The following is a 22,563-nucleotide window of genomic DNA, read 5'->3' on the forward strand; positions in this document are numbered from 1 at the left end:
ATGAATCGCCGCATCGGCGTGGGCAGGCGTGGAGGATTGCACGGTCTGAACATCAACGCGACGCCGCCTGCGCATTCGCGCCGACGAGTTCGCCGAACGCCTTGTCGAGCCGCGCGAAGCCTTCGGCCATGTCGTCGAGCGGCATGATCAGCGACGGCACGAAGCGCAGCACGTCCGGGCCCGCCATCAGCATGATCACGCCGTGCTGGCCGGCCGCGGTGACGAAGTCCTTCGCGCGGCCCCGATACGCGTCGTTCAGTTCGGCGCCGATCAGCAGACCCTTGCCGCGCACTTCGCTGAAAAGCCCTAACCGCTGGTTCAACTTCGCGAGATGGCCTTTCAGCACTTCGCTGCGCGAGCGCACGCCTTCGAGCAGCTTCGGGTCGCTGACGAGCTCGACCACTTTTTCCGCGATCGCCGAGCCGAGCGGATTGCCGCCGTAGGTCGTGCCGTGCACGCCGACCTTGAAGTGCGCGGCGAGCTCTCTGGTGGTCAGCATCGCGCCGATCGGGAAGCCGTTGCCGAGCGCCTTCGCGGTGGTCAGGATGTCGGGCGTCACACCGGTGTCCTGGTACGCGTAGAAGTAGCCGCTGCGGCCCACGCCGGTTTGCACTTCGTCGAAAATCAGCACGGCGTTGTGCTGATCGCACGCTTCGCGCAGTGCTTTGAGGAACGCCGGATCGGCCGGGATCACGCCGCCCTCGCCCTGGATCGGCTCGACGATCACCGCGCAGGTCTGCGCGCCGATCGCCTTCTTCGCCGCTGCGATGTCGTTGTACGGCAGATGCTTGATGCCGGCGGGCACCGGGCCGAAGCCTTCCGAATACTTCGGTTGGCCGCCGACGCTGACGGTGAACAGCGTGCGGCCGTGGAACGACTGTGTAAACGAAATGATTTCGTCTTTCTGCGCGCCGTGACGGTCGAACGCGACGCGGCGCGCGAGCTTCAGCGCGGCCTCGTTCGCTTCGGCCCCCGAGTTCGCGAAGAACGCGCGATCGGCGAACGTGAGGCTTTCGAGGCGCTTCGCGAGACGCAGCACCGGCTCGTTCGTGTAGCCATTGCCGATGTGCCACAGCTTGCTGCCCTGCTCATGCAGTACCTTCAGCAGCTCCGGATGCGCATGACCGAGCGCGGTGACGGCGATGCCGCCGGCGAAGTCGATATAGTCGCGGCCTTGCGTGTCCCACACGCGCGAGCCGAGACCGCGATCCGGTACGAAGGCGGCGGGGGCAAACACCGGCACCATGACTTCGTCGAAGGTCTGGCGTGTCACAGTCAGGTCGTTCATGGCTAATCCTTTTACGGGTGACAGGTAATACAGCTAGTGTAGGAAACCGTGCGCGGCGCGTCTTGCGCATACGCGACGCTTTCTATGAGGTTCCGCGCGTCGTCGCGCCACGGCGGGTACCGCGGGTACTGTTCGTGCAGGTGTTTCGTTCTTACTGTGTGAGCGGTTCGTGTCGGGTTCGTGTCGCTCGTGTCGGACTTCGGCGGTGCGGCCGCGCCGCCCGCGCCGGACATGCCCCTGCTCCGCTTTCAGACGGCTTCCAGCTTGCGCACGAGCTATGCCCGACTGCGCGCGCCGCTGTGCATCAATCGAGCTCGGGCCGCTCGATCAGCGCGGCCGGCCGGGGCTCGCTCGCGCCGCCGTGCGCACCGGTCTGCCGCTCGATCCAGTTGCGGCGATCCTCGCGCGGCGTGACGCCGAAGTGCTCCCGATACGCATTCGAAAAATGCGCCGCCGACGAAAACCCGCACGCGAGGCTGATCTGCACGACCGATTTGCTGGTGCGCTGCAACTGCGTGCGCGCCTTCGACAGCCGCAGCCCCAGATAGTATTTGGAGGGCATCGAGCCGAGATACTGGCGAAACAGGCGTTCGAGCTGCCGCCGCGAGACGCCGACGAGGCCGGCGATTTCATCGGTGGTCAGCGGGTCCTCGATATTGGCTTCCATCAGCAGCAGCGCGTCGTTCAGGCGCGGATGACGCTCGCCCGGCGCAGTCACGAACGGGATGCGCTGACGCTCCTCGCCGGCGCGCAGCACACCGACGCCGAGCGTATCGGCGATGCGCTCCGCGAGTTCGGGCCCGTGCGCGCGGCCGATCATCGCGAGCATGAAGTCGACGGTCGCCTGACCGCCCGCGCAGGTCGCGCGATCGCGGTCGATTTCGAAGATCTGCTGCGTGACGATCGAGCGTTCGAACTGTTCGGAGAACTGCTGATAGGTTTCCCAGTTCACGCTGACGCGATAGCCGGACAACTGCCCCGCCATCGCGAGCCACCACACGCCGTGGTGGATGCCGGTGACAAGCGGCGTGCGTTGGCCGACGCGCGCGAGGCTCGCGAGAAACAACCGATAGTCGGCGAACTGCTGGAACCGCTCGCTGACGATGATCAGCCAGTCGCACGCGATCGCGTCGCCGAACGCGGCGTCGGCCGGCCATTGCGCGCCGCCCGACAGCGGCACCGCGCGGCCGTCCCACGAACAGACCTGCACGCGATACAGCGCGCGGCCGTCGATTTCATTGGCGAGATTGAGCGCGTCGACGATCGGCCCGACGCCCGACATCGACACGGGCGGCAATGCGACGATCGCGACCTGGGTCGTGCGAGCCGGGCTGGACGTGCGGGCCATCGGGTGTCCGTGAAAAGCGGGCCGCGCGTTACTTCAGGCTGCCGGACAGGAACTGCTTCAGGCGCTCGCTGCGCGGCGCGCTCAGCACCACGGCCGGATTGCCCTCTTCCTCGGTGCGGCCTTGGTGCAGGAACATCACATGGTTCGACACATTGCGCGCAAAGCCCATTTCGTGCGTGACGACGATCATCGTGCGACCTTCCTCGGCGAGCTTCTGCATCACCTTCAGCACTTCGCCGACGAGTTCGGGGTCGAGCGCGGAAGTCGGTTCGTCGAACAGCATCACGTCCGGGTGCATCGCGAGAGCCCGCGCAATCGCCACCCGCTGCTGCTGGCCGCCCGACAGATGCGACGGATACTGCTTCTCGAGACGCGGCGCGAGACCGACTTTCTCCAGATATTCGCGCGCACGGTCCTCGGCTTCCTTGCGCTTCAGACCGAGTACATGAATCGGCGCCTCGATGATGTTCTCGAGCACGTTCATGTGCGACCACAGATTGAAGTGCTGGAACACCATCGCAAGCTTCGTGCGGATGCGCTGCAACTGTTTGTGATCGGCGACTTCGAGATTGCCGGCGCGATCGGTCTTCGTCTTCACCGCCTCGCCATCGACGACGATCTGCCCGGCGTTCGGCCGCTCGAGAAAATTGATGCAACGCAGGAAGGTGCTCTTGCCCGAGCCGCTCGCGCCGATGATGCTGATCACGTCGCCTTTGTTCGCGTTCAGCGACACGCCCTTGAGCACTTCGTTGTCGCCGTAGCGCTTGTGGATGTCCTGTACGGCGAGCTTGCAAGCTTCGGTTTGAGTGGTATGGAGCAAGATGCTCTCCCAGTGAAGATACGGATCGGTCTGATGCGGACGCCGCGGTGCTCAAGCGCGCGGCGTCCGCTGCAATGTCAACGCGCGCTCAATGCGTGCGCACCGCGAGATGCGCGAGCCAGCGGCGCTCGGCGCGCCGGAACAACGCAACCAGCGCAAACGACACCACGAGGTAAATTAACGCCGCGAGCCCGAACGCGTTGAACGACTGGTAGGTCGCAGAGTTCACATCGCGCGCGACCTTCAGGATGTCGGGCACCGTGGCCGTGAACGCGACCGTGGTTGCGTGCAGCATCAGGATCACTTCGTTACTGTACAACGGCAACGCGCGACGCAGCGCGGACGGTATCACAATGCGCCGGTACATCGTGAACCAGCTCATGCCATAGGCGCGCGCCGCCTCGACTTCGCCGTGCGAGGTCGAGCGGATCGCGCCGGCGAAAATCTCGGTCGTGTACGCACAGGTGTTCAACGCGAACGCGAGGATCGCGCAATGAAAGCCGCTGCGAAAGAACGCGTCGAGCAGGCTGTGCGAGCGCACGAACGCGAGGCTGTACACGCCGGTGTAGATCAACAGCAGCTGCACGTAGAGCGGCGTGCCGCGAAACACGTAGGTGTACAGACGTACCGGCGTCGACAGCCAGCGCTTCTTCGACACGCGCGCGACCGCGAGCGGCACCGCGCACACGAAGCCGATCGCGATCGACGCTACCAGCAGCCACAGCGTGACCGCAAGACCCGACAGACGCTGCCCATCCCAGAACAGATACGCCTTCCAGAATTGATTGATGATGTCGATCATGACGTTCAAAGCTCCGCGTGTCGCACGCCGATCGAATAGCGGCGGTTCAGCCAGATCAGCGCGACGTTCGAGACGGTGGTGATCGCCAGATAGATCAGCGCGGCGACGAGGATGAAGAAGAACATGTTGAAGGTGCTCTTGCCGGCGTCCTGCGCGGCTTTGACGACGTCGGCGAGACCGATGATCGACACCAGCGCGGTCGCCTTTACGAGCACCTGCCAGTTGTTGCCGATGCCGGGCAAGGCGAAGCGCATCATCTGCGGAAACAGGATGCGGGTGAACACGCGCACGCCGCTCATGCCGTACGCGCTGCCCGCTTCGAGCTGGCCGCGCGGCACCGCGAGAAAAGCGCCGCGGAAGGTTTCGGTGAAATACGCGCCGTAGATGAAGCCGAGCGTCAGCACGCCGGCCACGAACGGATCGATGTCGAACTGCGGCAGATCGAGCGCGTCGGTCAGATCGTTGACCGCCATCTGGATGCTGTAGAACAGCAGCAGCATCAGCACGAGGTCGGGCACCGAGCGGATCAGCGTCGTGTAGCCGGTCGCGATGGCCCTGAGGGGCCGGTTGAACGAGAGTTTCGCCGCCGCGCCCGCGAGGCCGAGCAACACGGCGGCCGCCAGCGACAGAACGGACAGCTCGATCGTCTGCAGCGTGCCGGCGAGCAGCACGGGACCAAAGCCGTATAGGAACACGCGTGTCTCCATCCAGGTTCGTTGAATTGGCGCGGATGGCGGCAGCTTCGTGGGCGGCTCGCTGCTCCGGCATGGCGCGGAGTCTCGCAAGCGAAAATCAATTTCTCAAATACCGGGCGACTGGATTGCTGCGACGCAGCATGACGCTGCCGGCGCGCGCTGAACGCTCGTAGCGCTTGGTATCACGAGGGTTATCGTTTTGTCAGGTGCGCCGCGCGCGCTTCGCCGCGCCGCGATTTCGCAAATTTCGGGTCGCTTTTTCGATAGGCCGCGGCGACGAACAACCGGCGCTCAATCGAGCGCGAGCCGCGCGCGAATCGCCGGCAGCATGTGTTCGACCGCCGCGCGCCCTTCCGCGATGGCCGGCTCCCGCGCGATGAAAATCGAAGATGCCCATGCCGCCGAGACGCGGCTGAATCAGGATATCGGCCGGTTCGCCCGCAAGCCGGCTGCGCGTGATGCGCACCTGCATGATGTCGATGCTTTGCGCGATCGAGCTCAGCATCGACGGCACGTGCGCGCTCGGCTTCGGCGGCACGCGCACGTCGTCGGTGGCGCTCGCTTCGGCTGGCGCGAGCCAGCGCGGCCACGGCTTGCCGTTGCGGCGCAGCGCGACAGGCGGCGGCGCGGTGGGATCGAGCGCTGGCGTTTCGATGACCGGGCCGCCGAAGTCGCGGCCGTTCAGGATGTCGTTGTTCAGATCGATCGCGATCACGCAGTCCGCGCGCATGCCGCGCGCGACCGACACCGGCACCGGGTTGCACAGCCCGCCATCGACGAGCCACACGCCGTTGTGCCACACCGGCGTGAAGATGCCCGGAATCGCAATCGACGCGCGCACCGAGTCGACCGTGCTGCCGTCCTGCAGCCAGATTTCGCGGCCCGTGTCGAGTTCGGTCGCGACTGCCGCGAACGGCATGTTCAGTTGCGCGATCGAGCGGCCGGCGAATTTGTCGGCGAATAGCTGGATCACCTTGCGCCCGCCGAGCAGGCCGCCCGAGATGCGCAGATCGAGCAGCCGCACCACCGTCTGCCAGGTCAGACGCGACACCCACTCCTCGAGCCAGTCGAGATCGCCGTTCGCATAGACGGCGCCGACCAGCGCGCCGATCGACGTGCCGCACACGACGTCGGGCTTGATGCCCGCGTCTTGCAGCGCCCGAATCGCGCCGATATGCGCCCAGCCGCGCGCGGCGCCGCCCCCCAACACCAGCCCGATCCGGCTGTATCGACGTCGACGTATCATGCCTACCCCGCTCTTTCGGCCGGCTTATCCGGCCGTCTTCTATTCGACATTCTTCCCACCTATCGCCCACGAATCACGTCCGAGCGTGACGTGGTGTACACCCTCTGGTTGCGGTCGAAGTGAACGTTAAAAATGCCTTCCTCGGTCACGCCGCGCTCGCGCCATTTCCAGCTCCACACGGTTTCCGGCTTCAGTGGAAACACCGCGACCTCTCCAGGCTTACCAAGCAATCGACGCACCTCGTCCTCGGTCATGCCGGAGCGGATCTTCGCGAAGTTGTCCGCGGTCAGCACTTGCGTGATCGCCTGCAGCTTGCCGTCGCGATCGATGTCGACCATGTAGGTGTTGAGACCTTGCGGACCGCGCGGATACTCGAAGCGCTTCGAGCCGTCGGTGAAGGTGCGGGTGGTTTCGGGCTTGCCCATCTGCGCGAGGATTTGCGCTTCGGTCGTGACACCCGGCGTCATGTTCTTGAGCAACAACGCGTCCGGTTTGACCGCGTTGAAAAAATCCTTGAGTTTTTGCACGGCTTGATCGCTCTGCTGTTGGTCGCAGCCGGTCAGCGCAACGCACGCTATCAGCAGCGTGATGCCCAGCGGTTTGAGGCTCACTTCGATTCCTGTCCGGATGCGCGGCGTCTGCAATCGCTGCGCACGGCCGGTCTGTAGTGTGTACTACAAGGATAACCGCGCACGGAGAAAACCGCGAGCAACGCAGGCGCGACGAGTGCGGCTACGCACGTAACCTGTTGCGCGCAGCGCTAAAAGATCGGCTGGGGGTCGCTTGAAACGGGCACGCCAGAAGCAAAAAGGCGACGCTGTGTGCAGCGTCGCCATGTCGGTCGATACGATCAACCGGAAGTGACGGCGGCTCGACAGCCGCCCTGCGCGAAGTACCGCGGACGACGCGCAGCGGCCTGCTCCAGACGAAGCGATGAGCAACCTTGGCTACTCACCTTGCGCCATCGCCGAATGACAAACCGCTGCCTTTTACGGCCGCCCTGGTCCCTCGATAAGCCTTCCAGATGCGGATAATCTAAACGCATCGGAGGCTTTCGACGAGAGCGCGTTTACACCGAATCGGCAGAAGATTCGCGGCGCAACATGGCCGGCCTCCGGAAGGCCGGCCCCCGGATAGCCGGCCTCCGGATAGCCGGCCTCCGGACTGCCGGCCTCCGGACAGCCGGCCCCTTCAAATCACCCGAAAGCCGTGTGTGCCGTCGCGCGCGAGTTGCGCGACGAGCCCATGCTCCCACTCCAGATACGCGCTCATCGCTTCGCGCGCGTTCTCCGTGCCCTCATACGGCCGCTGATAACGATCGATGCGCGGCGACGCCATCCGCGCGCCGCCCGACTCCACCGGCAAGCCCGCGTCGATCCACGCGCGGGTGCCGCCGCGCAGCACCTGCACCGGCCGCTCGGTCGCCGCGGCGAGCTCCGGCGCGACGAAGCGCGCGAGCACGTCGCTGCCGCACGTCACCACATAGCGCTTCGCATCGGGCAGCGTGCGCAGCGCGTCGGCAAGCTGGCTGCGGATCACGAACCACGCGCCCGGAATGTGCCGCTTCAGATAATTCGTGCTGCTCGCGAAGTCGAGCACGACGGTTCCGGGCGACTGAAGCAGCGCGGCGAGCTCGGCCGGCTCGATGTCGTCGACGTCGGGCGGCGTGACCGCGTTACGCGAGAGCGGCGCCACGCCCTTCTCGGCGAAATCGCCCGCCGTCAGGCCATCGACCACGAACACCTCGACGTTCATCTGCGCGAGCCACGATGCGGTCATGTTCGCGCGAACGCCGTCGCTGTCCGCGAGGATCACGCGCGCGCCACGCACCGTCACGAACAGGTCGGTTTCCTGCACGAGCTGGCCGCCCGGCGCGCTGCGAAAGCCGGGCACGTGGCCCGCCTCGTATTCCTCGGGTGTGCGCACGTCGAAGCGATACACGGTGCGCACCGCCTCGTCGGCCCAGCGGCGCGCTTCGTCGCGCGAGGTGCGGCGCACGCGCGCGCGGTCGGCAAGCGCGCGCGCGCCGTCGGCCGCCGCGAGTCGGGATACGTCGTCGACCGCGCCTTCGACGCGCCGCGTGCTGCCATGCGCGAGCGGCTGACCGGCGAGCGTCCAGCCCATCGTGCCGTTGCGCAGCGCGGCCACCGGGTTGGGCACGCCCGCGTTGATCAGCGACTGCGCGCCGATGATGCTGCGCGTGCGTCCCGCGCAATTGACGATGATGCGCGTGGCCGGGTCCGGCGCGAGCTGCCGCGCGCGCAGCACCAGCTCCGCGCCCGGCACGCTGATGCTGCCGGGGATGTTCATGGTCTGAAACTCGTCGAAGCGGCGCGCGTCGAGCACCACGACATCGGCCTCGCGATCGAGCAGCGCCTGCACCTGCTGCGCGGACAGCGACGGCGTATGACGCACGCTTTCGACCAGTTCGCCGAACGCCTTGCTCGGCACGTTGACATCCTTGAACAACTCGCCGCCCGCTTCGCGCCAGCCCTGCAGACCGCCTTCGAGCAATGCGACGTTGCTATAGCCGAGCTCGTCGAGGCGCTCGGCCGCGCGCCTCGCGAGCCCTTCGCCGGCATCGAACACGACGATCGGCACGGCGAGGCGCGGCAGTCGCAACGGCGCATCGAGTTCGAGCCGCGACAGCGGCAGATTGGCGGCGAACAACGGATGACTGCGAGCGTGCGGATCTTCCTCACGCACGTCGACGAGCGCGATCTCCTCGCGGTCGAGCAATGCGTGGCACACGTCCTGGAACGACCGGGTACGAAACTCTTTGACGACATTCATGGGATCGGGAACTCCTTCGCTACATTCCAGATTTCGGGCAACGCGTCGCGTCACCGTACCGAATACTTAAACCGTACACTCGAATTCCGATCGGCGCACGGTCACTCGTGGGATTGCTTATTCGACCGCGCTGCGAATGCGAAGCACCGCCGCGCGAACACGCTAGGCGAGCGCAATTTCCGCGCCACACGACGGCCGTCGTCGCGGTTCGTCGGTCCTCAGCGCCGGCGACCCTTCCGCCGTCAGGGGCATCGCCGCGCCGCCAGCAGAAAAGCCGCCGCTTTGCCACAATGCCCCATCGCGCGAAAGCGCCGCCCATCGCAATCAATAGACAATGATTCCCTTCTCGGTTCTCGATCTTTCGCCGGTCACCGCGGGTGCCACGCCCGCTGACGCATTCAGGAACACACTGTCACTCGCGCAGCACGCGGAAAAACTGAATTACAAGCGTTACTGGCTCGCCGAGCATCACAACATGACCGGCATCGCGAGCGCAGCGACCTCGGTCGTGATCGGCTACGTGGCCGGCGGCACGAAGACGATTCGCGTCGGCTCCGGCGGCATCATGCTGCCGAACCATGCGCCGCTCGTGATCGCCGAACAGTTCGGCACGCTCGCGTCGCTGTATCCGGGCCGGATCGATCTCGGCCTCGGCCGCGCGCCCGGCACCGATCAGACCACCGCCCGCGCGCTGCGCCGCGATCTGCAGGCGAGCGCCGAAACTTTCCCCGACGATGTCGTCGAATTGCTACGCTACTTCGCCGAACCGGTCGCGGGCCAGCGCATTCGCGCGGTGCCGGGCGCGGGCCTGAACGTGCCGCTGTGGCTGCTCGGCTCGTCGCTGTACAGCGCGCAACTGGCCGCGGCGCTCGGGCTGCCGTTCGCGTTCGCGTCGCACTTCGCGCCCGATTACATGATGAGCGCGCTACAGGTGTATCGCTCGCAGTTCCGGCCGTCCGCGACGCTCGCGAAACCGTATGCGATGGTCGGCGTCAATCTGTTCGCCGCCGACACGAACGACGAAGCCGCGCGCCTCTTAACGTCGCTGCAACAGCAGTTCATCAATTTGCGGCGCGGCACGCCGGGGCAATTGCAGCCACCGGTCGAGCGGCTCGAGGCATCGGAGATGGAGCTGAACAACGTCGCGCGTGCGCTCGCGTGCACGGTGCTCGGCGATCGCGACGCGATCCGCGAAGGTCTGCAATCGATCATCGAGCAGACCGGCGCGAACGAGTTGATGCTGACCGCGCAGATTTACGATCATGAAGCGCGGCTGCGCTCGTTCGAGATCGGCGCCGAGGTGCGCGACGAATTGATGGCGGTCGAATAAGCGCTTCGCGAACCGATCGTCCGACACGGCCACGCACGAAAAGAGGGCGGCTCATGGCGAGCCGCCCTCGTCTTTTGCACTGAGTTGGACCAGTCGCATGAGAAGCCCGCCCCGGCGCCGGCATGGCCCTAGAAGGCGCTCTTTATAACGCCCCCGTCGGCGCGCAATGCAGCTCCCGTGGTGGCCGACGAAAGCGGACTGGCGATATAGGCCACCAGCGACGCGACTTCCTGCGGCGAACCAAATCGCTTGATCAGCGAGGTGGGACGGACCTTCTCGAAGAACTCTTTTTCGAACGCTTCGAACGATTTGCCGTCGGCCTTGGCAAGGGTCTCCACGAATTCACCGACTCCCCGCGATTTCGTGGGCCCCGGCAACACGCTATTGACGGTAATGCCGGTGCCGGCGACGGCTTCGGCGAGACCGCGCGCGACCGCCAGCTGCGCGGTTTTCGTCATTCCGTAGTGGATCATTTCAGCTGGGATCTGCACCGCGCTTTCGCTCGAAATGAAAATGATGCGCCCCCAGTTGGCCTGCCTCATCGCAGGCAGATACAGGCGAGCGAGGCGTACCCCGCTCAACACGTTGACATCGAAGAATCGCTGCCAGTCCGCGTCGGGGATCTCTTCAAACGGCTTGGGCTCGAAGATGCCCAGGTTGTTGACAAGAATTTCCACGCCCGGATAGCGTCGCGCGAGTTCTTCTGCTGAAGCGGCGGTTCCGAGATCGCCGGCAAATCCCAGCACGTCGCCGCCCGTCTGCGCTTTCAGCTGCGCGACCACGTCATCCACGGATGACTGCAGGCGGCCGTTCACGATTACACGAGCGCCCTCCTGCGCCAACGTGCTGGCGATAGCGAGACCGATGCCCGCTGTACTGCCGCTCACCAGTGCGAGTTTGCCTGTCAGGTTCAGGTCCATGGGTGATTTCCTTTCAATGGATGAATTAAAAATCGCAACGTTCGGTACAGCCTCGCTTTCGAACAGCAAAAAGACTAGATGATCTGACGCAGACGCCCGGGAGCAGGAAAGCGAGGCCATGTCAGCGATTTTCCGACTTCGTCTGGCTAAGTGATGGTCGCGCCCAAACTCGCATCATAGAGATTCCCCTTGAGATGCGCTCTGCACAGACCACGCGCAAATGGCATGACATGTGCGTACTGTGCTGCAAGCAGCCGGCCGCTTGAATGTTTCTACAACCCTCTTGTTCAAGGAGCGCCCATGAACACACTGACCATCGACGACATCGAGAACTGTGCAGAGCTCGATCATCAGGAGATGACCACCATTCAAGGTGGCCGGATGAAACTACCCGGCCAGCACGTCGGGTCAATCCTCACGACCGCGGATGGCGACCCTGTCGGCGTCTATGTCGACGGCGTGCTGCAAAATTCGGTTACCGACGGCTTCTACCACGGCTGACAGCAAGGCGGCGCGCAGCCCTGCGCGCCCCGATGCCGCAGGTTTGGCCCGTGCGTGCTTGAGAAGCGCTCGTCACCTGTCGTCAAGACGGCTCACCAGGTAATCGATCAACGCACGTGCTCGAGACGGTAAAAATCGATTCGGCGGATACAGCAGCCAGACCGGGCCCATATAGGGACGCGCCTCGAACTCCCAGTCGCTCAGCACCCGGACGATGTCACCCGCGGAAACCGCCTGCGCCGCGACAAAATCGGGCAAGCTCGCAATGCCCAGGCCATGCAGCGCGGCATCCAAGCGCGCACTCGTGTCGTTGGCGATGTAGCGCCCCTTCACTTCGACCGTCTGTGTCTCGGCGTCGCGGCGGAAATGCCACCGATTGTCGTCGACCGTCTCTCCCAGATACATGCATGCATGCCGCGCAAGGTCGCGCGGCTCGGCCGGCGTCCCCCGCTCCCGCAGATAAGCAGGCGACGCGCAGAGAACCCATTTGACCGCTCCGAGTCGCCGCGCAGCAAGACCCGGCGGAGGCGAACGCGTGAGCCGGATCACCAGATCGACATCGTCACGCAGCGGATCGACGTCGTGGTCGGCGAACACCAGATGGACATCCACGTCGGGCCACATGCGCAGAAATTCGGGAACCAGCGGATGGATGACGGAACGCGCAAATGAAATCGGCGCACTGATGCTGACCTTGCCTCGCGGATCACCCGCCCCTTGTCCCGCGACGTCGACAGCGCCCGACGCCGCGCCGACCATATCCCGGCAATACCGGTAAATCTGCGCGCCCGAATCCGTCAACCGGATGCTACGGGTCGAGCGCTCGAGCAGGCGCGTGCCCAGCGCATCCTCAAGGCGTTTGATTTGCCGACTGACAGTCGAGGGTGTACTGCCCAACTGCCGCGCGGCAATGGAGAAGTTGCCGGCGTCGACGACCCTCGCAAACATCGCCATGTCGGGTAGCAACGCAAAAAGCTCGTTCGGATTCATCGCGATCCTCGCACCTGGCCGGACATTTGTGCAATTCAGACATAAAAGATGTGCTGACGCCGTGGATTATAGTTTTCAGCGCAATACCCGACAATTTGGACCGTCCGAATGAAAACAGAAGGTCCGTCATGTCGAAGCAACAGAGTGCTTTATGGGTATCCGACCTGATGCTGCTTGCGGTCGCGATGGTGTGGGGCACGAGTTATGGGGTCGTGAAAGGCGCGCTCGAGATCTATCCGGTGCTCGGTCTGCTGGCGTTGCGCTTCGGGCTGACGTTCGTCGTGTTGTCGCCGGCGTTGCGCTCGCTTCGACACGTCAAAGCGTCCGCCTTGCTGGGGGCGTTAGGTTCCAGCGCAATCCTGCTCAGCATCTTTTTGGCCGAGACATTCGGGATCGCGCACACACGCGCGTCGAACGCGGCGTTCCTTATCAGTCTGTGTGTCGCGCTGACGCCGCTGGTCGAATGGGTGTTGCTGCGACGAAAGCCATCGCGTGGCGAATGGATCGCCGTGGGCTTGTCGCTGACGGGCGCCGCGTTCGTCAGCGGAGGCGCGATCATTCCGACCGCAGGCGATGCGCTGATTCTGGTTGCGGCGTTGCTGCGCGCGCTGATGGTCTGCGTGACCAAGCGCGTCATGCGCGAATCGAAACTTGCGCCGCTGTCGGTAACGGCGGTCCAGGCAGGCGTCGTTGCACTGGGCAGTGTGCTGGTGGCGTTCGTGTTGCCGTCACAACATTGGCAGGCGCTGCCGTCGCTCAGTGGGCACGGTGACTTCTGGGCGAGCATCGCTTACCTCGTGCTCGCCTGTACGTTGTTCGCATTTTTCGCACAGAACTTTGCCGTCAAGCGCAGCAACCCGACGCGCGTCGCTTTGCTGATGGGCAGCGAGCCCGCGCTCGGTGCGCTGTTCGCCTACGTATGGCTCGGGGAGCATCTTTCGGCCTCGGCATGGTTTGGCGGAGGTCTGATGGTGCTTGCGTCGGTGCTGGCGGCGGTGCCATTTAAAAGGGACCCTAACGCGAGGCTCGACATGCGTCCCGCCACTTCGGTCGACGCTTAGCCAATTTTCAGGCTAAGCGTTGTTCGAAGGTCCGGCTCGAGTGACAGATTTCGCACAGCACGCACCTGCCTCTTGCACGGACGGGCACTTGACCGAGCCATACGAACAGAAGACACAGCAGTCGCCGGACCTTGGAGAAAGCAAGCTTTTGCACCGCGGGCATTCATAGAAGTAGACGCAGGCTTCGGTGGGCATCGTCATGACTGACACGCCCCCGCAGTGCGGACAGGTCAACGCGGATTCCAGGATCGATGAGGTTTGCATGGATAGCGTCTGCATCCATATTTCTTGCACCTATCAATGTCAGCGCCGCCAAACGGTTGCGGGGCTCGCGCAAAGTCCGTGCGGCATCGAACTCCATCGTCCCGGCGCGATACGTGTCACAAATAACTATTGCGTTGGAATAAAGGCGCGCCGTCGGCGTTCGTAGATTAGGCGTCGCGTGCAAGCGCGCGGAGCCGTGGGACCGCGAAACGGAATCGTCGGCCGCGCATGGCGGTTGCTGGTTCGTTTTGCACAAGGTTTGTCTGTTCTTTTTGTAACCGTCGTCGGCGTCGCGGCACTTGCCGCCAGCGATCCGCGACTCGCCGGCTCAACGCGTGGCCGCGCGACAAGTCAGTCGCGTTGGCCGTGCAGGAGAGTTCTACATGAAAGTATCAAAACTGTTATCCGCCGTATCCGTGATCATCGCGCTAGGCGTCGCATCGTTGTCGTTGGCCGCGTGCCAATCCACGGGCGGCGACATGGGCTCGTCGGGCAGCAGCAGCAGCGGCGCCACCAACAGCGGCGGCTATTGATGCGCGCCCGCGCGCCCATCAGCGTCGCGTGAACTTCGAAGCGGAAGTGATACCGCGGCTCCCGTAGCCGCAGCGCTATGGGCGTGCGCTGACGTCCCTGGGCGGTCAGCCTGACCGGAACAGCCCGATCGGCTTACGCTGATCGGGCTGTTTCCTTTTTGGGAGGTTCGTCGGATACGCGACAAAATCCGTCCGAGCCCTCAGCGGTTCGTCGGCACCGCCGCCAACCCGTCCAGCAGCGCCTTATGAAACGCATCCGGGTCCTGCATCTGCGGCGCGTGACCAAGCGTCGCAAACTCCACGAGCGTCGCATGAGGAATCGCCTTCGCGGCCGCGCGACCCAGTTCCGGATAATGGCCGAGCTTTGCGCGCACCTCGGGCGGCGCCGCATCCTTACCGATCGCGGTGGTGTCCTTCTGACCAATCAACAGCAGCGTCGGCATGCTGAGCTGCCCTAGCTCATAAAAAATCGGCTGCGTGTAAATCATGTCGTACAGCAGCGCGGAATTCCACGCGACGATCTGCTTGCCCGGCCCGCGATACATGCCCGCGAGCATCTGCACCCATGGCTCATAGTCCGCGCGCCATTGCCCCGCGTAGTAGGTCGCCTGTTCGTAACGGCGGATACCGTCGGCGCTGGTCTTCAGTTCCCGCTGATACCAGTGGTCGACCGATAGCGACGGCACGCCCTTCGCCTTCCAGTCCTCGAGTCCGATCGGGTTCACCAGCACCAGTTGCTGCGTTTCGCGCGGATACATCAGCGCATAGCGAACCGCGAGCATGCCGCCCGTCGAATGGCCGACCACCGTCACGTCGCTGATGCCGAGCGACTCGAGCAGCGCACGTGTATTGCGCGCGAGTTGCTGGAAGCTGTACTGGTAATGCTCGGGCTTGCTCGATTTGCAAAAGCCGATCTGATCCGGTGCGATCACGCGATAGCCGGCGTCGCTCAGCCGGCGAATCGTCGTATCCCATGTTGCAGAACAAAAATTCTTTCCATGCAGCAACACCACCGTGCGTCCGTTCGCATGCGCGGGCTTCACGTCCATGTAGGCCATCTGCAAAGGCACCCCCTGCGACGTGAATTCGAAGCGTTCGACCGGCGCCGGATAGCTGAAGCCCTGTAGCTCCGGACCATAGGCCGGGCCGGAATCGTCGAGTGAGGAAGCGGCGCTTGCGGCGCCCGGGCTCGCCTCGCTGACGGGCGTGGCGGCCACGGCGACAGCCGCCGCGCACAGCACGACACAGGCGCAGACACTCGACAGGGCAAGCAGGAATGGGTGGCGAAGATTCATCGGGAGGGTCTGGAAAAAACGCAACAGGGATGCACGAGGTGTGGAGCGCACGATTCTACGATGCACCGCCGAACTCTGACGCCAGTCGCGCAGCGCGGACACGGCACGCGGCAGCGGCGATGTGGCATGCATATTGCGCCCCCGTGCTTGAGCATCGTCGGACACGACCTCGTGGCCAATGTGCTGCGCCGCACCGAGAAATTCGCCATAACACGCGATCGTTACAGGATGGTCGGCCACGCGGCCCCCGCAATAAACATTTATTCATTCGAGTCCAATCGGTGCTAGAACTGACTGACGGACTCGCGATAAACAGGCACCAAAGAACGGCAGTGCGGTGCGACTGCCAGGCAGCCCAAATCATCAGCGGAGAGGACGCGGCCAGATCATTCCCGGGGGTACATCAATCAAGCAACCATCTTGCATGAGGTCGACGTGAGTGATGAAGGGCTCGCGCCGATCGACAGGAGACAAATATGAATACTCCGGCACGGCTGAACGACTTACAGCGCACTACCCTGGCGATCGTCCTCGCCGGCGGACGCGGCACCCGGCTCGGGCCGCTGACGAACAAGCGTGTGAAGCCGGCGGTGCACTTCGGCGGCAAATACCGGATCATCGACTTTGCGCTTTCCAATTGCCTGAATTCCGGCATCCGCCGCATCGCGGTGGTCACGCAGTACAAGGCGCATTCGCTGCTGCGGCATCTGCAGCGCGGCTGGAGCTTCCTGCGCGGGGAGATGGGCGAATTCATCGATCTGTGGCCCGCGCAGCAGCGCGTCGAAGGCGCGCACTGGTATCGCGGCACCGCCGACGCTGTGTTCCAGAACCTCGACATCATCCGCTCGATCCGTCCGAAGTATGTGGTCGTGCTCGCGGGCGACCACATCTACAAGATGGACTACACGCGCATGATCGCCGATCACGCGGACAGCGGCGCCGACTGCACGGTCGGCTGCATCGAAGTGCCGCGCATGGACGCGGTCGCATTCGGCGTGATGGCCGTCGACGAAAACCGCCGCGTGACAGGCTTCGTCGAAAAACCGGCCGACCCGCCCGCGATGCCCGGCCGTCCCGACACCGCGCTCGCGAGCATGGGCATCTACGTGTTCAACGCCGACTATCTGTACACGCAACTCGAAGAGAACATCGCCGCGATCGATACCGACCACGACTTCGGCAAGGACATCCTGCCGCGCGTGGTCACGCAGGGCGTGGCGATCGCGCATCCGTTCAGCATGTCGTGCGTGTCGTCGGACCCGAGCGTCGAGCCGTACTGGCGCGACGTCGGCACGATCGACGCGTATTGGGCCGCGAACCTCGACCTCGCTTCGACGATTCCGACGCTCGACCTGTACGACGAGTCATGGCCGATCTGGACCTACCAGGAGCAGTTGCCGCCCGCGAAGTTCGTACGCGACATGAAGGGGCTGCAGGGTTCGGGCAACAACCTGATCGTCTGCGGCGGCTGCGTGATCTCGGGCTCGCAGATTTCGCGCTCGGTGCTGTCGTCGAACGTGAAAGTGAGTTCGTTCTGTAATATCAATGAGGCAGTCTTGCTGCCTCAGGTCACGGTCGGCGCGAGTTGCCGCCTGCAGAAGGTGGTGATCGACCGTGGCTGCACGATCCCGGAAGGCACCGTGATCGGCGAAGACCCGGCGCGCGATGCCGAGCGCTTCTATCGCACCGACGATGGCGTCGTGCTGGTCACGCAGGAAGCGCTGCGCACTCATCCGAAGTAGCGCGCCCGCCGCATGCCCGCGCCGGCGGCCGCACGCCGCCGGCTACGCCTTTGCTCGCTTCATCCGGCTTCACCCGCAGCACCGCTCACCTTTTTACCAACCCGAGCAACCCTGCCAACCCGACAGAGACCCGGTCTATGACGATTCGCGCCCTGCACGTCGCAAGCGAGCTGTATCCCCTTCTCAAAACGGGCGGTCTCGCCGACGTCGCGGGCGCGCTGCCGTCCGCGCTGATCGAGCGCGGCGCCGACGTGCGCGTGCTGCTGCCCGGCTTTCCCGCGGTGCTCGCGGGACTGCATGATCTGCAACCGGTCGCGCAACTCGGCAACCGCTTCGGCGCGCCGAACGTGACGCTCGAACGCGGCACGCTGCCCACCAACGGGCTCGCGGTCTACGTGATCCGCGCCGCGTCGCTGTATGACCGCCCCGGCAACCCGTATCTGAACGACGAACACGTGCCGTATGGCGACAACGCGCAGCGTTTCGCGCTGCTCGGCTGGGTCGCCGCGCAGCTCGCGCAGCAGATGGACCCGACGTGGTCGCCGCAGATCGTCCATGCGCACGATTGGCATGCTGGGCTCGCGCCTGCCTACCTGAAGGCCGCCGAACGCGAGCACGGCCGCGTGCCCGCGCACAGCGTGTTCACGATCCACAACCTCGCCTACCAAGGGATCTTTCCCGCGCATCAGTTCGGCCTGCTCGGCCTGCCGCACGATTTCTTCAACATGCACGGCGTCGAATTCTATGGACAGCTGTCGTTCCTGAAGGCCGGCCTCTATTACGCCGACCGCATCACGACCGTCAGCCCGAACTATGCGCGCGAAATCCAGACGCTCGCGCACGGCGGCGGGCTCGATGCGCTGCTGCGCCATCGCGCGCACGATCTGAGCGGGATCCTGAACGGCGTCGACTACACGGTGTGGAATCCCGCCAGCGATACGCTGCTGGCGACGCGCTACAGCTCGTCGCGGCTGGCCGGCAAGCTCGCCTGCAAGGAAGCGCTGCAAAAGCGCTTCGGCCTCGCGCAACGAAGCGACGCGCTGCTGTTCGGCGTGGTGAGCCGGCTGACCGAACAGAAAGGCCTCGATCTGCTGCTCGGCGCGGTGCCCGAAATCGTCAAGCGCGGCGGCCAACTGGTCGTGTTCGGCACCGGCGATCCGGCGCTCGAGAATGGCCTGAGGATGGTCGCGCAGGCGCATCCGGAATCGGTCGCGGTCGAACTCGGTTTCGACGAAGCGCTCGCGCATACGATCATCGCCGGCAGCGACGTGGTCGCGGTGCCGTCGCGCTTCGAGCCGTGCGGGCTCACGCAGCTCTATGCGCTCGCCTACGGGTCGCTGCCCCTCGTGCACAGCGTCGGCGGTCTCGCCGATACGGTCGCCGACGCATCGCTCGAAAACCTCGCCGACGATGTCGCGACTGGCTTCGTGTTCGACCGCTTCGATCCGACCGGCCTCGCCGCAGCGATCCGCCGCGCGTTCGCGCTGTACGGGCGCCGCACCGAATGGAAGGCCGCGCAGCGGCGCGCAATGCGCCAGGACTTCGGCTGGGGCACGTCGGCCGACCGCTATCTGGCCTTGTATCGCGAGCTCGTCTGAGGCATCGGCCACGCGGGAAACTGTCAGCTTTCGTTAAGGTTCACGCGCGTTTGATGGTTCGGCGCAACAGCACGGGGACGGATCAACTCGCGGCTGTCAAACTCCTGTATCGTTTGCTGACTTGCCGGCTATGCAGTTCGTGCGTTTTTCCTGCACCATCTGTATCAGGCATGTCTGCTGCGCGGCGCCGGGGCCATCGGCCCGCCCGCGTGAGACTCCCTTCCCGCTTTGTTGATCGCGCATGACCGGTTGCGCGAGCCTTACCATGACGAAAAACGTTCTGAGCATTCAGTCCCATGTCGTGTTCGGTCACGCCGGCAACAGCGCGGCCGTGTTTCCGATGTGCCGGCTCGGCGTCAACGTGTGGCCGCTCAACACCGTCCAGTTGTCGAATCACACGCAATACGGGCACTGGAGCGGCAGCGCGATCGACGCATCGAAGATGGAAGATCTCGTCGACAGCATCGGCGCGATCGGCATGCTGCCGCGCTGCGACGCGGTGCTCTCCGGCTATCTCGGCACGACGGAACAGGCGCAGGCGGTGATCGACATCGTCAAGGCCGTGAAGGCGGCCAATCCCCGCGCCTGGTACTTTTGCGATCCGGTGATGGGTGCGATGGGCGGCTACAAGGTCGATCCCGGCATCCAGGAATTCCTCGTCAACGAAATGCCGCAGGTCGCCGACGGGATCGCGCCGAATCACATCGAATTGCAGCGCCTCGTCGGCCGCGAGATCGAGACGCTCGAGGAAGCCGTCACCGCGTGCCGCGAGGTGCTCGCGCGCGGGCCGAAGCTCGTGCTCGTCAAGCATCTGCTCGATCGCAACAGTCCCGCCGACCGCTTCAACATGCTCGTCGTCACAGAGCGTGAAGCGTGGATGGGACAGCGCCCGCTCTATCCGTTCGCGCGCCAGCCGGTCGGCGTCGGCGATCTGACGAGCGCGGTCTTCGTCGCGCGCACGCTGCTCGGCGATTCGATCCGCTCGGCCTTCGAGCACACGCTCGCCGCCGTCAACGCGGTGGTCAAGGCGACCTGGCAGGCCGGACGCTACGAACTCGAACTGGTGGCGATGCAAAATGAAATCGCCCAGCCGCGCGAGTGGTTCGATGCGTGGGTTGCGGAGACGGCTTAAGGTCGAGCTCGGGTCACTGAGGCGCGTCCCCCGTTGCGGGGCGCTCGCCGCCAACGTCACGCGAGCAGCCGTCCTATAATGCGTGCCGCGTGGAACGGGGCTTGCGCCCGCATTCCACGGGATTTTTCAGCATCCGGCATTCAGCAGACGAGGCATTCGATGGACGGTCATATCCGCAGCGAGCGGGAAGAATTTTTTGAGCAGTTGTGCATCAGCGTCGACGCGGACGAAGCGCACGAACAGGAAGCGATCGAGTACTTCGAGAACCAGTTCGACCAGCCCGACTTCGATCCCGCGCAATGGCTCGATATCGCGCTCTACTACTCGCCTGCCGTCGCGCGCGGCATCGTCGAGATGGTGACGGCCGACGACAAGGCACGCAGCAACATCGCCGAAATCATCGCCGACAATCTCGACATCTCTTACGGCGAGGACGAGTGCCAGCAATTCGCCGAGACGATCGAATTCGCGCTGAACAACGGCGTGCCGGTCGATCTCGACGTGGTGCTCGACGGCTGCCAGCGCGCGATCGACGATCTGGACACGTGGGCCGACGAAGACACGAAGGCGCCGCTTCTGCGTCTGCGTGAGGAACTGCTGCGTCAGCAAGGCGAGCGCTAGGCAAGAGGCTCGAATCTCCCCGCCGCAACGCTAACTCCGCAACACTGCAACACCGGCCGGCGCGCGCTCGCGCCGGTTTCTTAAGCGTATGCCGTAATCCGCAGCCCCAGCGGAAATTCTCGCGGCAAGCCAGCCTGGATGCCTCACGCACGCTCCCTGTGGACGTGACGGACATCCCGCCGGCTATGCCGAAATGCTCATCCAAAACGCCACGAATTGCCAAGACGACGGCAATTTGGCTTTCTATATTCGCCCCAGATTGACCCCGCGAACACGCTGTGAAGCGCAACGTCACTGCGCGTATTCCAGCATTTGAGCGGCGACCGATCCTTCGTAGCCTTGCGATGCGCGAGGGCTCCCCTCGGCCTCACGTGTCGTACCGCATTGCTGTCGTACCGCTTTCATAACAACCGTCGATGCAAGGAGAGACCATGAGTCTTCGCAACACGCTGAAACCGCTGGCCATGCTCGTGGGTGCGATGTTTGCCGTCGCGCCTGTCGCCAGTTTTGCCGACGACCTGCCGGTCAAGATCGGTTTTGCCGCGCCGCTGACGGGCGCCAATGCCGGTTACGGCAAGGATCTGGAAAACGGTGTGCGGCTCGCGATCGACGAAGCCAACGCGCAGAAGATCAAGATCGGCGAGAAGGTCGCGCACTTCGAGATCGTCTCGCAGGACGACCAGGCCGACCCCCGCGTCGGCGTGCAGGCCGCGCAGAAGCTGGTCGATTCGGGCGTCGCGGTGGTGGTCGGCCACTTCAACTCGGGCACGACGATCCCGGCCTCGCAGGTCTACGAGCAGGCCGGCATTCCAGTGCTCGATCCCGCCGCGACGAATCCGATCATCACGGGCCGCGGCTTCGCGAATACCTTCATGGTGATTTCGACCGATGCGCAGAACGCCGGCAACGCAGGCATTTATGCGGTCGAGGTAACGAAGGCCAAGCGCATCGCGATCATCGACGATCGCACCGCGTTCGGCCAGGGCGAAGCCGACGAGTTCGAGAAGGCCGTAAAGGCACACGGCGGCACGATCGTCGCGCGCGACTACACCGACAACCACGCGGTCGACTTCAGCACGCAGATCACCAAGTTCAAGGGTGCCAATGCGGACCTCGTGTTCTTTGCCGGCCTCGACAGCCAGGCGGCGGGCTTCGCGCGGCGCATGAAGCAGCTCGGCCTGAACGCGCAACTGGTCGGCGGCGGCGGCGTGATGGACGAAGACTTCATCAAGCTCGCGGGCGACGCGTCCGACGGGGCGATGGCCTGGGAATACGGCCGCCCGCTCGCGCAACTGCCGGGTGGCAAGGACTTCAACGCGAAGTTCAAGAAGCGCTTCGGCGCGGATGTGCTGTCGTATGCGCCGTTCGGCTACGACGGCGCATGGGTCGCGATCAAGGCGATGCAGCAGGCCAAATCCGACTCGCCGAACGTGTACCGCCCGGTGCTCAAGTCGATCGACTACGACGGCGTGACCGGCAAGATCTCGTTCGACAACACCGGCGCGTTGAAGAGCGGCGCGTCGACGCTGTATCAGGTGAAGAACGGCGCGTGGGTGCCGGTGGTGACGAAGAGCGGCACCTAAG

20 protein-coding genes and 1 pseudogene are annotated in these 22,563 nt (G+C 64.4%); 9 read left to right on the forward strand and 12 right to left on the reverse strand.

Annotated features, from left to right (window positions below):
• Nucleotides 1–52: 52 nt before the first annotated feature.
• The 8 genes and pseudogenes from QFZ94_RS24330 to QFZ94_RS24365 all read right to left on the reverse strand — a co-directional run bounded on the left by QFZ94_RS24330 (nt 53) and on the right by QFZ94_RS24365 (nt 8,992).
• Entirely contained in the window at nt 53–1,288 is a 1,236-nt protein-coding gene (locus QFZ94_RS24330; RefSeq protein ID WP_429460141.1) for an aspartate aminotransferase family protein, read from the reverse strand.
• 304 nt (nt 1,289–1,592) lie between these two features.
• Nucleotides 1,593–2,636, reverse strand: coding sequence for a GlxA family transcriptional regulator (locus QFZ94_RS24335; protein ID WP_429460143.1), 1,044 nt, complete (start codon nt 2,634–2,636; stop codon nt 1,593–1,595).
• Between the two features lie 28 nt (nt 2,637–2,664).
• Complete coding sequence (locus QFZ94_RS24340; RefSeq protein WP_429460145.1) at nt 2,665–3,456, reverse strand: ABC transporter ATP-binding protein; 792 nt, start codon at nt 3,454–3,456, stop codon at nt 2,665–2,667.
• Between the two features lie 88 nt (nt 3,457–3,544).
• The gene (locus QFZ94_RS24345; protein ID WP_368585566.1) at nt 3,545–4,258 is read right to left on the reverse strand and encodes an ABC transporter permease; all 714 of its coding nucleotides are present in this window, start codon (nt 4,256–4,258) and stop codon (nt 3,545–3,547) included.
• A 5-nt stretch (nt 4,259–4,263) separates the two neighbouring features.
• Complete coding sequence (locus QFZ94_RS24350; RefSeq protein ID WP_176110610.1) at nt 4,264–4,953, reverse strand: ABC transporter permease; 690 nt, start codon at nt 4,951–4,953, stop codon at nt 4,264–4,266.
• A gap of 291 nt (nt 4,954–5,244) precedes the next feature.
• Nucleotides 5,245–6,199, reverse strand: a pseudogene (locus QFZ94_RS24355) (patatin-like phospholipase family protein).
• A gap of 59 nt (nt 6,200–6,258) precedes the next feature.
• On the reverse strand, nt 6,259–6,810 hold the full coding sequence (bamE, locus tag QFZ94_RS24360) for an outer membrane protein assembly factor BamE domain-containing protein (RefSeq protein ID WP_368585564.1): 552 nt from the start codon (nt 6,808–6,810) through the stop codon (nt 6,259–6,261).
• Nucleotides 6,811–7,390: 580 nt separating this feature from the next.
• Nucleotides 7,391–8,992 carry a rhodanese-related sulfurtransferase gene (locus QFZ94_RS24365; RefSeq protein WP_368585563.1) on the reverse strand — a complete coding sequence of 534 codons (1,602 nt, stop codon included), beginning with the start codon at nt 8,990–8,992 and terminating at the stop codon, nt 7,391–7,393.
• A gap of 334 nt (nt 8,993–9,326) precedes the next feature.
• Between QFZ94_RS24365 and QFZ94_RS24370 the strand changes: the two genes are divergently transcribed.
• Complete coding sequence (locus tag QFZ94_RS24370; RefSeq protein ID WP_429460149.1) at nt 9,327–10,322, forward strand: LLM class flavin-dependent oxidoreductase; 996 nt, start codon at nt 9,327–9,329, stop codon at nt 10,320–10,322.
• A gap of 128 nt (nt 10,323–10,450) precedes the next feature.
• On the opposite strand, the gene QFZ94_RS24375 is transcribed toward QFZ94_RS24370, so the two are convergent.
• Nucleotides 10,451–11,242 carry an SDR family NAD(P)-dependent oxidoreductase gene (locus tag QFZ94_RS24375; RefSeq protein ID WP_429460151.1) on the reverse strand — a complete coding sequence of 264 codons (792 nt, stop codon included), beginning with the start codon at nt 11,240–11,242 and terminating at the stop codon, nt 10,451–10,453.
• Between the two features lie 300 nt (nt 11,243–11,542).
• On the opposite strand from QFZ94_RS24375, the gene QFZ94_RS24380 reads away from it, so the two are divergent.
• Entirely contained in the window at nt 11,543–11,743 is a 201-nt protein-coding gene (locus tag QFZ94_RS24380; RefSeq protein ID WP_368585560.1) for a hypothetical protein, read from the forward strand.
• A gap of 72 nt (nt 11,744–11,815) precedes the next feature.
• Here the strand turns inward: QFZ94_RS24380 and QFZ94_RS24385 are convergent, their stop codons facing one another.
• A complete protein-coding gene (locus QFZ94_RS24385) occupies nt 11,816–12,733 on the reverse strand; it encodes a LysR family transcriptional regulator (protein ID WP_429460153.1) in 918 nt (305 codons plus the stop codon).
• A gap of 128 nt (nt 12,734–12,861) precedes the next feature.
• On the opposite strand from QFZ94_RS24385, the gene QFZ94_RS24390 reads away from it, so the two are divergent.
• On the forward strand, nt 12,862–13,794 hold the full coding sequence (locus QFZ94_RS24390) for a DMT family transporter (protein ID WP_429460154.1): 933 nt from the start codon (nt 12,862–12,864) through the stop codon (nt 13,792–13,794).
• Nucleotides 13,795–13,806: 12 nt separating this feature from the next.
• On the opposite strand, the gene QFZ94_RS24395 is transcribed toward QFZ94_RS24390, so the two are convergent.
• Nucleotides 13,807–14,058: a GDCCVxC domain-containing (seleno)protein gene (locus QFZ94_RS24395; protein WP_429461905.1), complete on the reverse strand. Its 252-nt coding sequence runs from the start codon at nt 14,056–14,058 to the stop codon at nt 13,807–13,809.
• Nucleotides 14,059–14,441: 383 nt separating this feature from the next.
• Between QFZ94_RS24395 and QFZ94_RS24400 the strand changes: the two genes are divergently transcribed.
• Entirely contained in the window at nt 14,442–14,591 is a 150-nt protein-coding gene (locus QFZ94_RS24400; RefSeq protein ID WP_368585557.1) for a hypothetical protein, read from the forward strand.
• A gap of 200 nt (nt 14,592–14,791) precedes the next feature.
• Here QFZ94_RS24400 and QFZ94_RS24405 read toward each other — a convergent pair whose 3' ends face one another.
• Nucleotides 14,792–15,886, reverse strand: coding sequence for an alpha/beta fold hydrolase (locus QFZ94_RS24405; protein ID WP_429460156.1), 1,095 nt, complete (start codon nt 15,884–15,886; stop codon nt 14,792–14,794).
• Nucleotides 15,887–16,362: 476 nt separating this feature from the next.
• Here QFZ94_RS24405 and glgC point away from each other — a divergent pair, with 476 nt between their 5' ends.
• From glgC to QFZ94_RS24430, 5 genes are all read left to right on the forward strand, one after another.
• Entirely contained in the window at nt 16,363–17,628 is a 1,266-nt protein-coding gene (gene glgC / locus QFZ94_RS24410; protein ID WP_368585555.1) for a glucose-1-phosphate adenylyltransferase, read from the forward strand.
• A gap of 137 nt (nt 17,629–17,765) precedes the next feature.
• Nucleotides 17,766–19,226, forward strand: a complete 1,461-nt coding sequence (glgA, locus tag QFZ94_RS24415; RefSeq protein WP_429460158.1) for a glycogen synthase GlgA — start codon at nt 17,766–17,768, stop codon at nt 19,224–19,226.
• Nucleotides 19,227–19,491: 265 nt separating this feature from the next.
• On the forward strand, nt 19,492–20,358 hold the full coding sequence (gene pdxY / locus QFZ94_RS24420) for a pyridoxal kinase PdxY (protein ID WP_176108975.1): 867 nt from the start codon (nt 19,492–19,494) through the stop codon (nt 20,356–20,358).
• A gap of 159 nt (nt 20,359–20,517) precedes the next feature.
• The gene (locus QFZ94_RS24425; RefSeq protein ID WP_176108976.1) at nt 20,518–20,979 is read left to right on the forward strand and encodes a hypothetical protein; all 462 of its coding nucleotides are present in this window, start codon (nt 20,518–20,520) and stop codon (nt 20,977–20,979) included.
• Between the two features lie 431 nt (nt 20,980–21,410).
• Complete coding sequence (locus QFZ94_RS24430) at nt 21,411–22,562, forward strand: branched-chain amino acid ABC transporter substrate-binding protein (protein WP_368585552.1); 1,152 nt, start codon at nt 21,411–21,413, stop codon at nt 22,560–22,562.
• Nucleotide 22,563: the final 1 nt, after the last annotated feature.

Origin of the sequence: Paraburkholderia sp. JPY465 (genome assembly GCF_050436725.1) — a bacterium.
GTDB classification, from domain to species: domain Bacteria; phylum Pseudomonadota; class Gammaproteobacteria; order Burkholderiales; family Burkholderiaceae; genus Paraburkholderia; species Paraburkholderia youngii.

What these genes read in the sequence shown, in the direction of transcription:
- QFZ94_RS24330 (WP_429460141.1), bottom strand. Translation starts at nt 1,288, where the DNA reads ATGAACGACCTGACTGTGACACGCCAGACCTTCGACGAAGTCATGGTG.
- QFZ94_RS24335 (WP_429460143.1), bottom strand. Translation starts at nt 2,636, where the DNA reads ATGGCCCGCACGTCCAGCCCGGCTCGCACGACCCAGGTCGCGATCGTC.
- QFZ94_RS24345 (WP_368585566.1), bottom strand. Translation starts at nt 4,258, where the DNA reads ATGATCGACATCATCAATCAATTCTGGAAGGCGTATCTGTTCTGGGAT.
- QFZ94_RS24365 (WP_368585563.1), bottom strand. Translation starts at nt 8,992, where the DNA reads ATGAATGTCGTCAAAGAGTTTCGTACCCGGTCGTTCCAGGACGTGTGC.
- QFZ94_RS24370 (WP_429460149.1), top strand. Translation starts at nt 9,327, where the DNA reads ATGATTCCCTTCTCGGTTCTCGATCTTTCGCCGGTCACCGCGGGTGCC.
- QFZ94_RS24375 (WP_429460151.1), bottom strand. Translation starts at nt 11,242, where the DNA reads ATGGACCTGAACCTGACAGGCAAACTCGCACTGGTGAGCGGCAGTACA.
- QFZ94_RS24380 (WP_368585560.1), top strand. Translation starts at nt 11,543, where the DNA reads ATGAACACACTGACCATCGACGACATCGAGAACTGTGCAGAGCTCGAT.
- QFZ94_RS24385 (WP_429460153.1), bottom strand. Translation starts at nt 12,733, where the DNA reads ATGAATCCGAACGAGCTTTTTGCGTTGCTACCCGACATGGCGATGTTT.
- QFZ94_RS24390 (WP_429460154.1), top strand. Translation starts at nt 12,862, where the DNA reads ATGTCGAAGCAACAGAGTGCTTTATGGGTATCCGACCTGATGCTGCTT.
- QFZ94_RS24395 (WP_429461905.1), bottom strand. Translation starts at nt 14,058, where the DNA reads ATGCAAACCTCATCGATCCTGGAATCCGCGTTGACCTGTCCGCACTGC.
- QFZ94_RS24400 (WP_368585557.1), top strand. Translation starts at nt 14,442, where the DNA reads ATGAAAGTATCAAAACTGTTATCCGCCGTATCCGTGATCATCGCGCTA.
- QFZ94_RS24405 (WP_429460156.1), bottom strand. Translation starts at nt 15,886, where the DNA reads ATGAATCTTCGCCACCCATTCCTGCTTGCCCTGTCGAGTGTCTGCGCC.
- glgC (WP_368585555.1), top strand. Translation starts at nt 16,363, where the DNA reads ATGAATACTCCGGCACGGCTGAACGACTTACAGCGCACTACCCTGGCG.
- glgA (WP_429460158.1), top strand. Translation starts at nt 17,766, where the DNA reads ATGACGATTCGCGCCCTGCACGTCGCAAGCGAGCTGTATCCCCTTCTC.
- pdxY (WP_176108975.1), top strand. Translation starts at nt 19,492, where the DNA reads ATGACGAAAAACGTTCTGAGCATTCAGTCCCATGTCGTGTTCGGTCAC.
- QFZ94_RS24425 (WP_176108976.1), top strand. Translation starts at nt 20,518, where the DNA reads ATGGACGGTCATATCCGCAGCGAGCGGGAAGAATTTTTTGAGCAGTTG.
- QFZ94_RS24430 (WP_368585552.1), top strand. Translation starts at nt 21,411, where the DNA reads ATGAGTCTTCGCAACACGCTGAAACCGCTGGCCATGCTCGTGGGTGCG.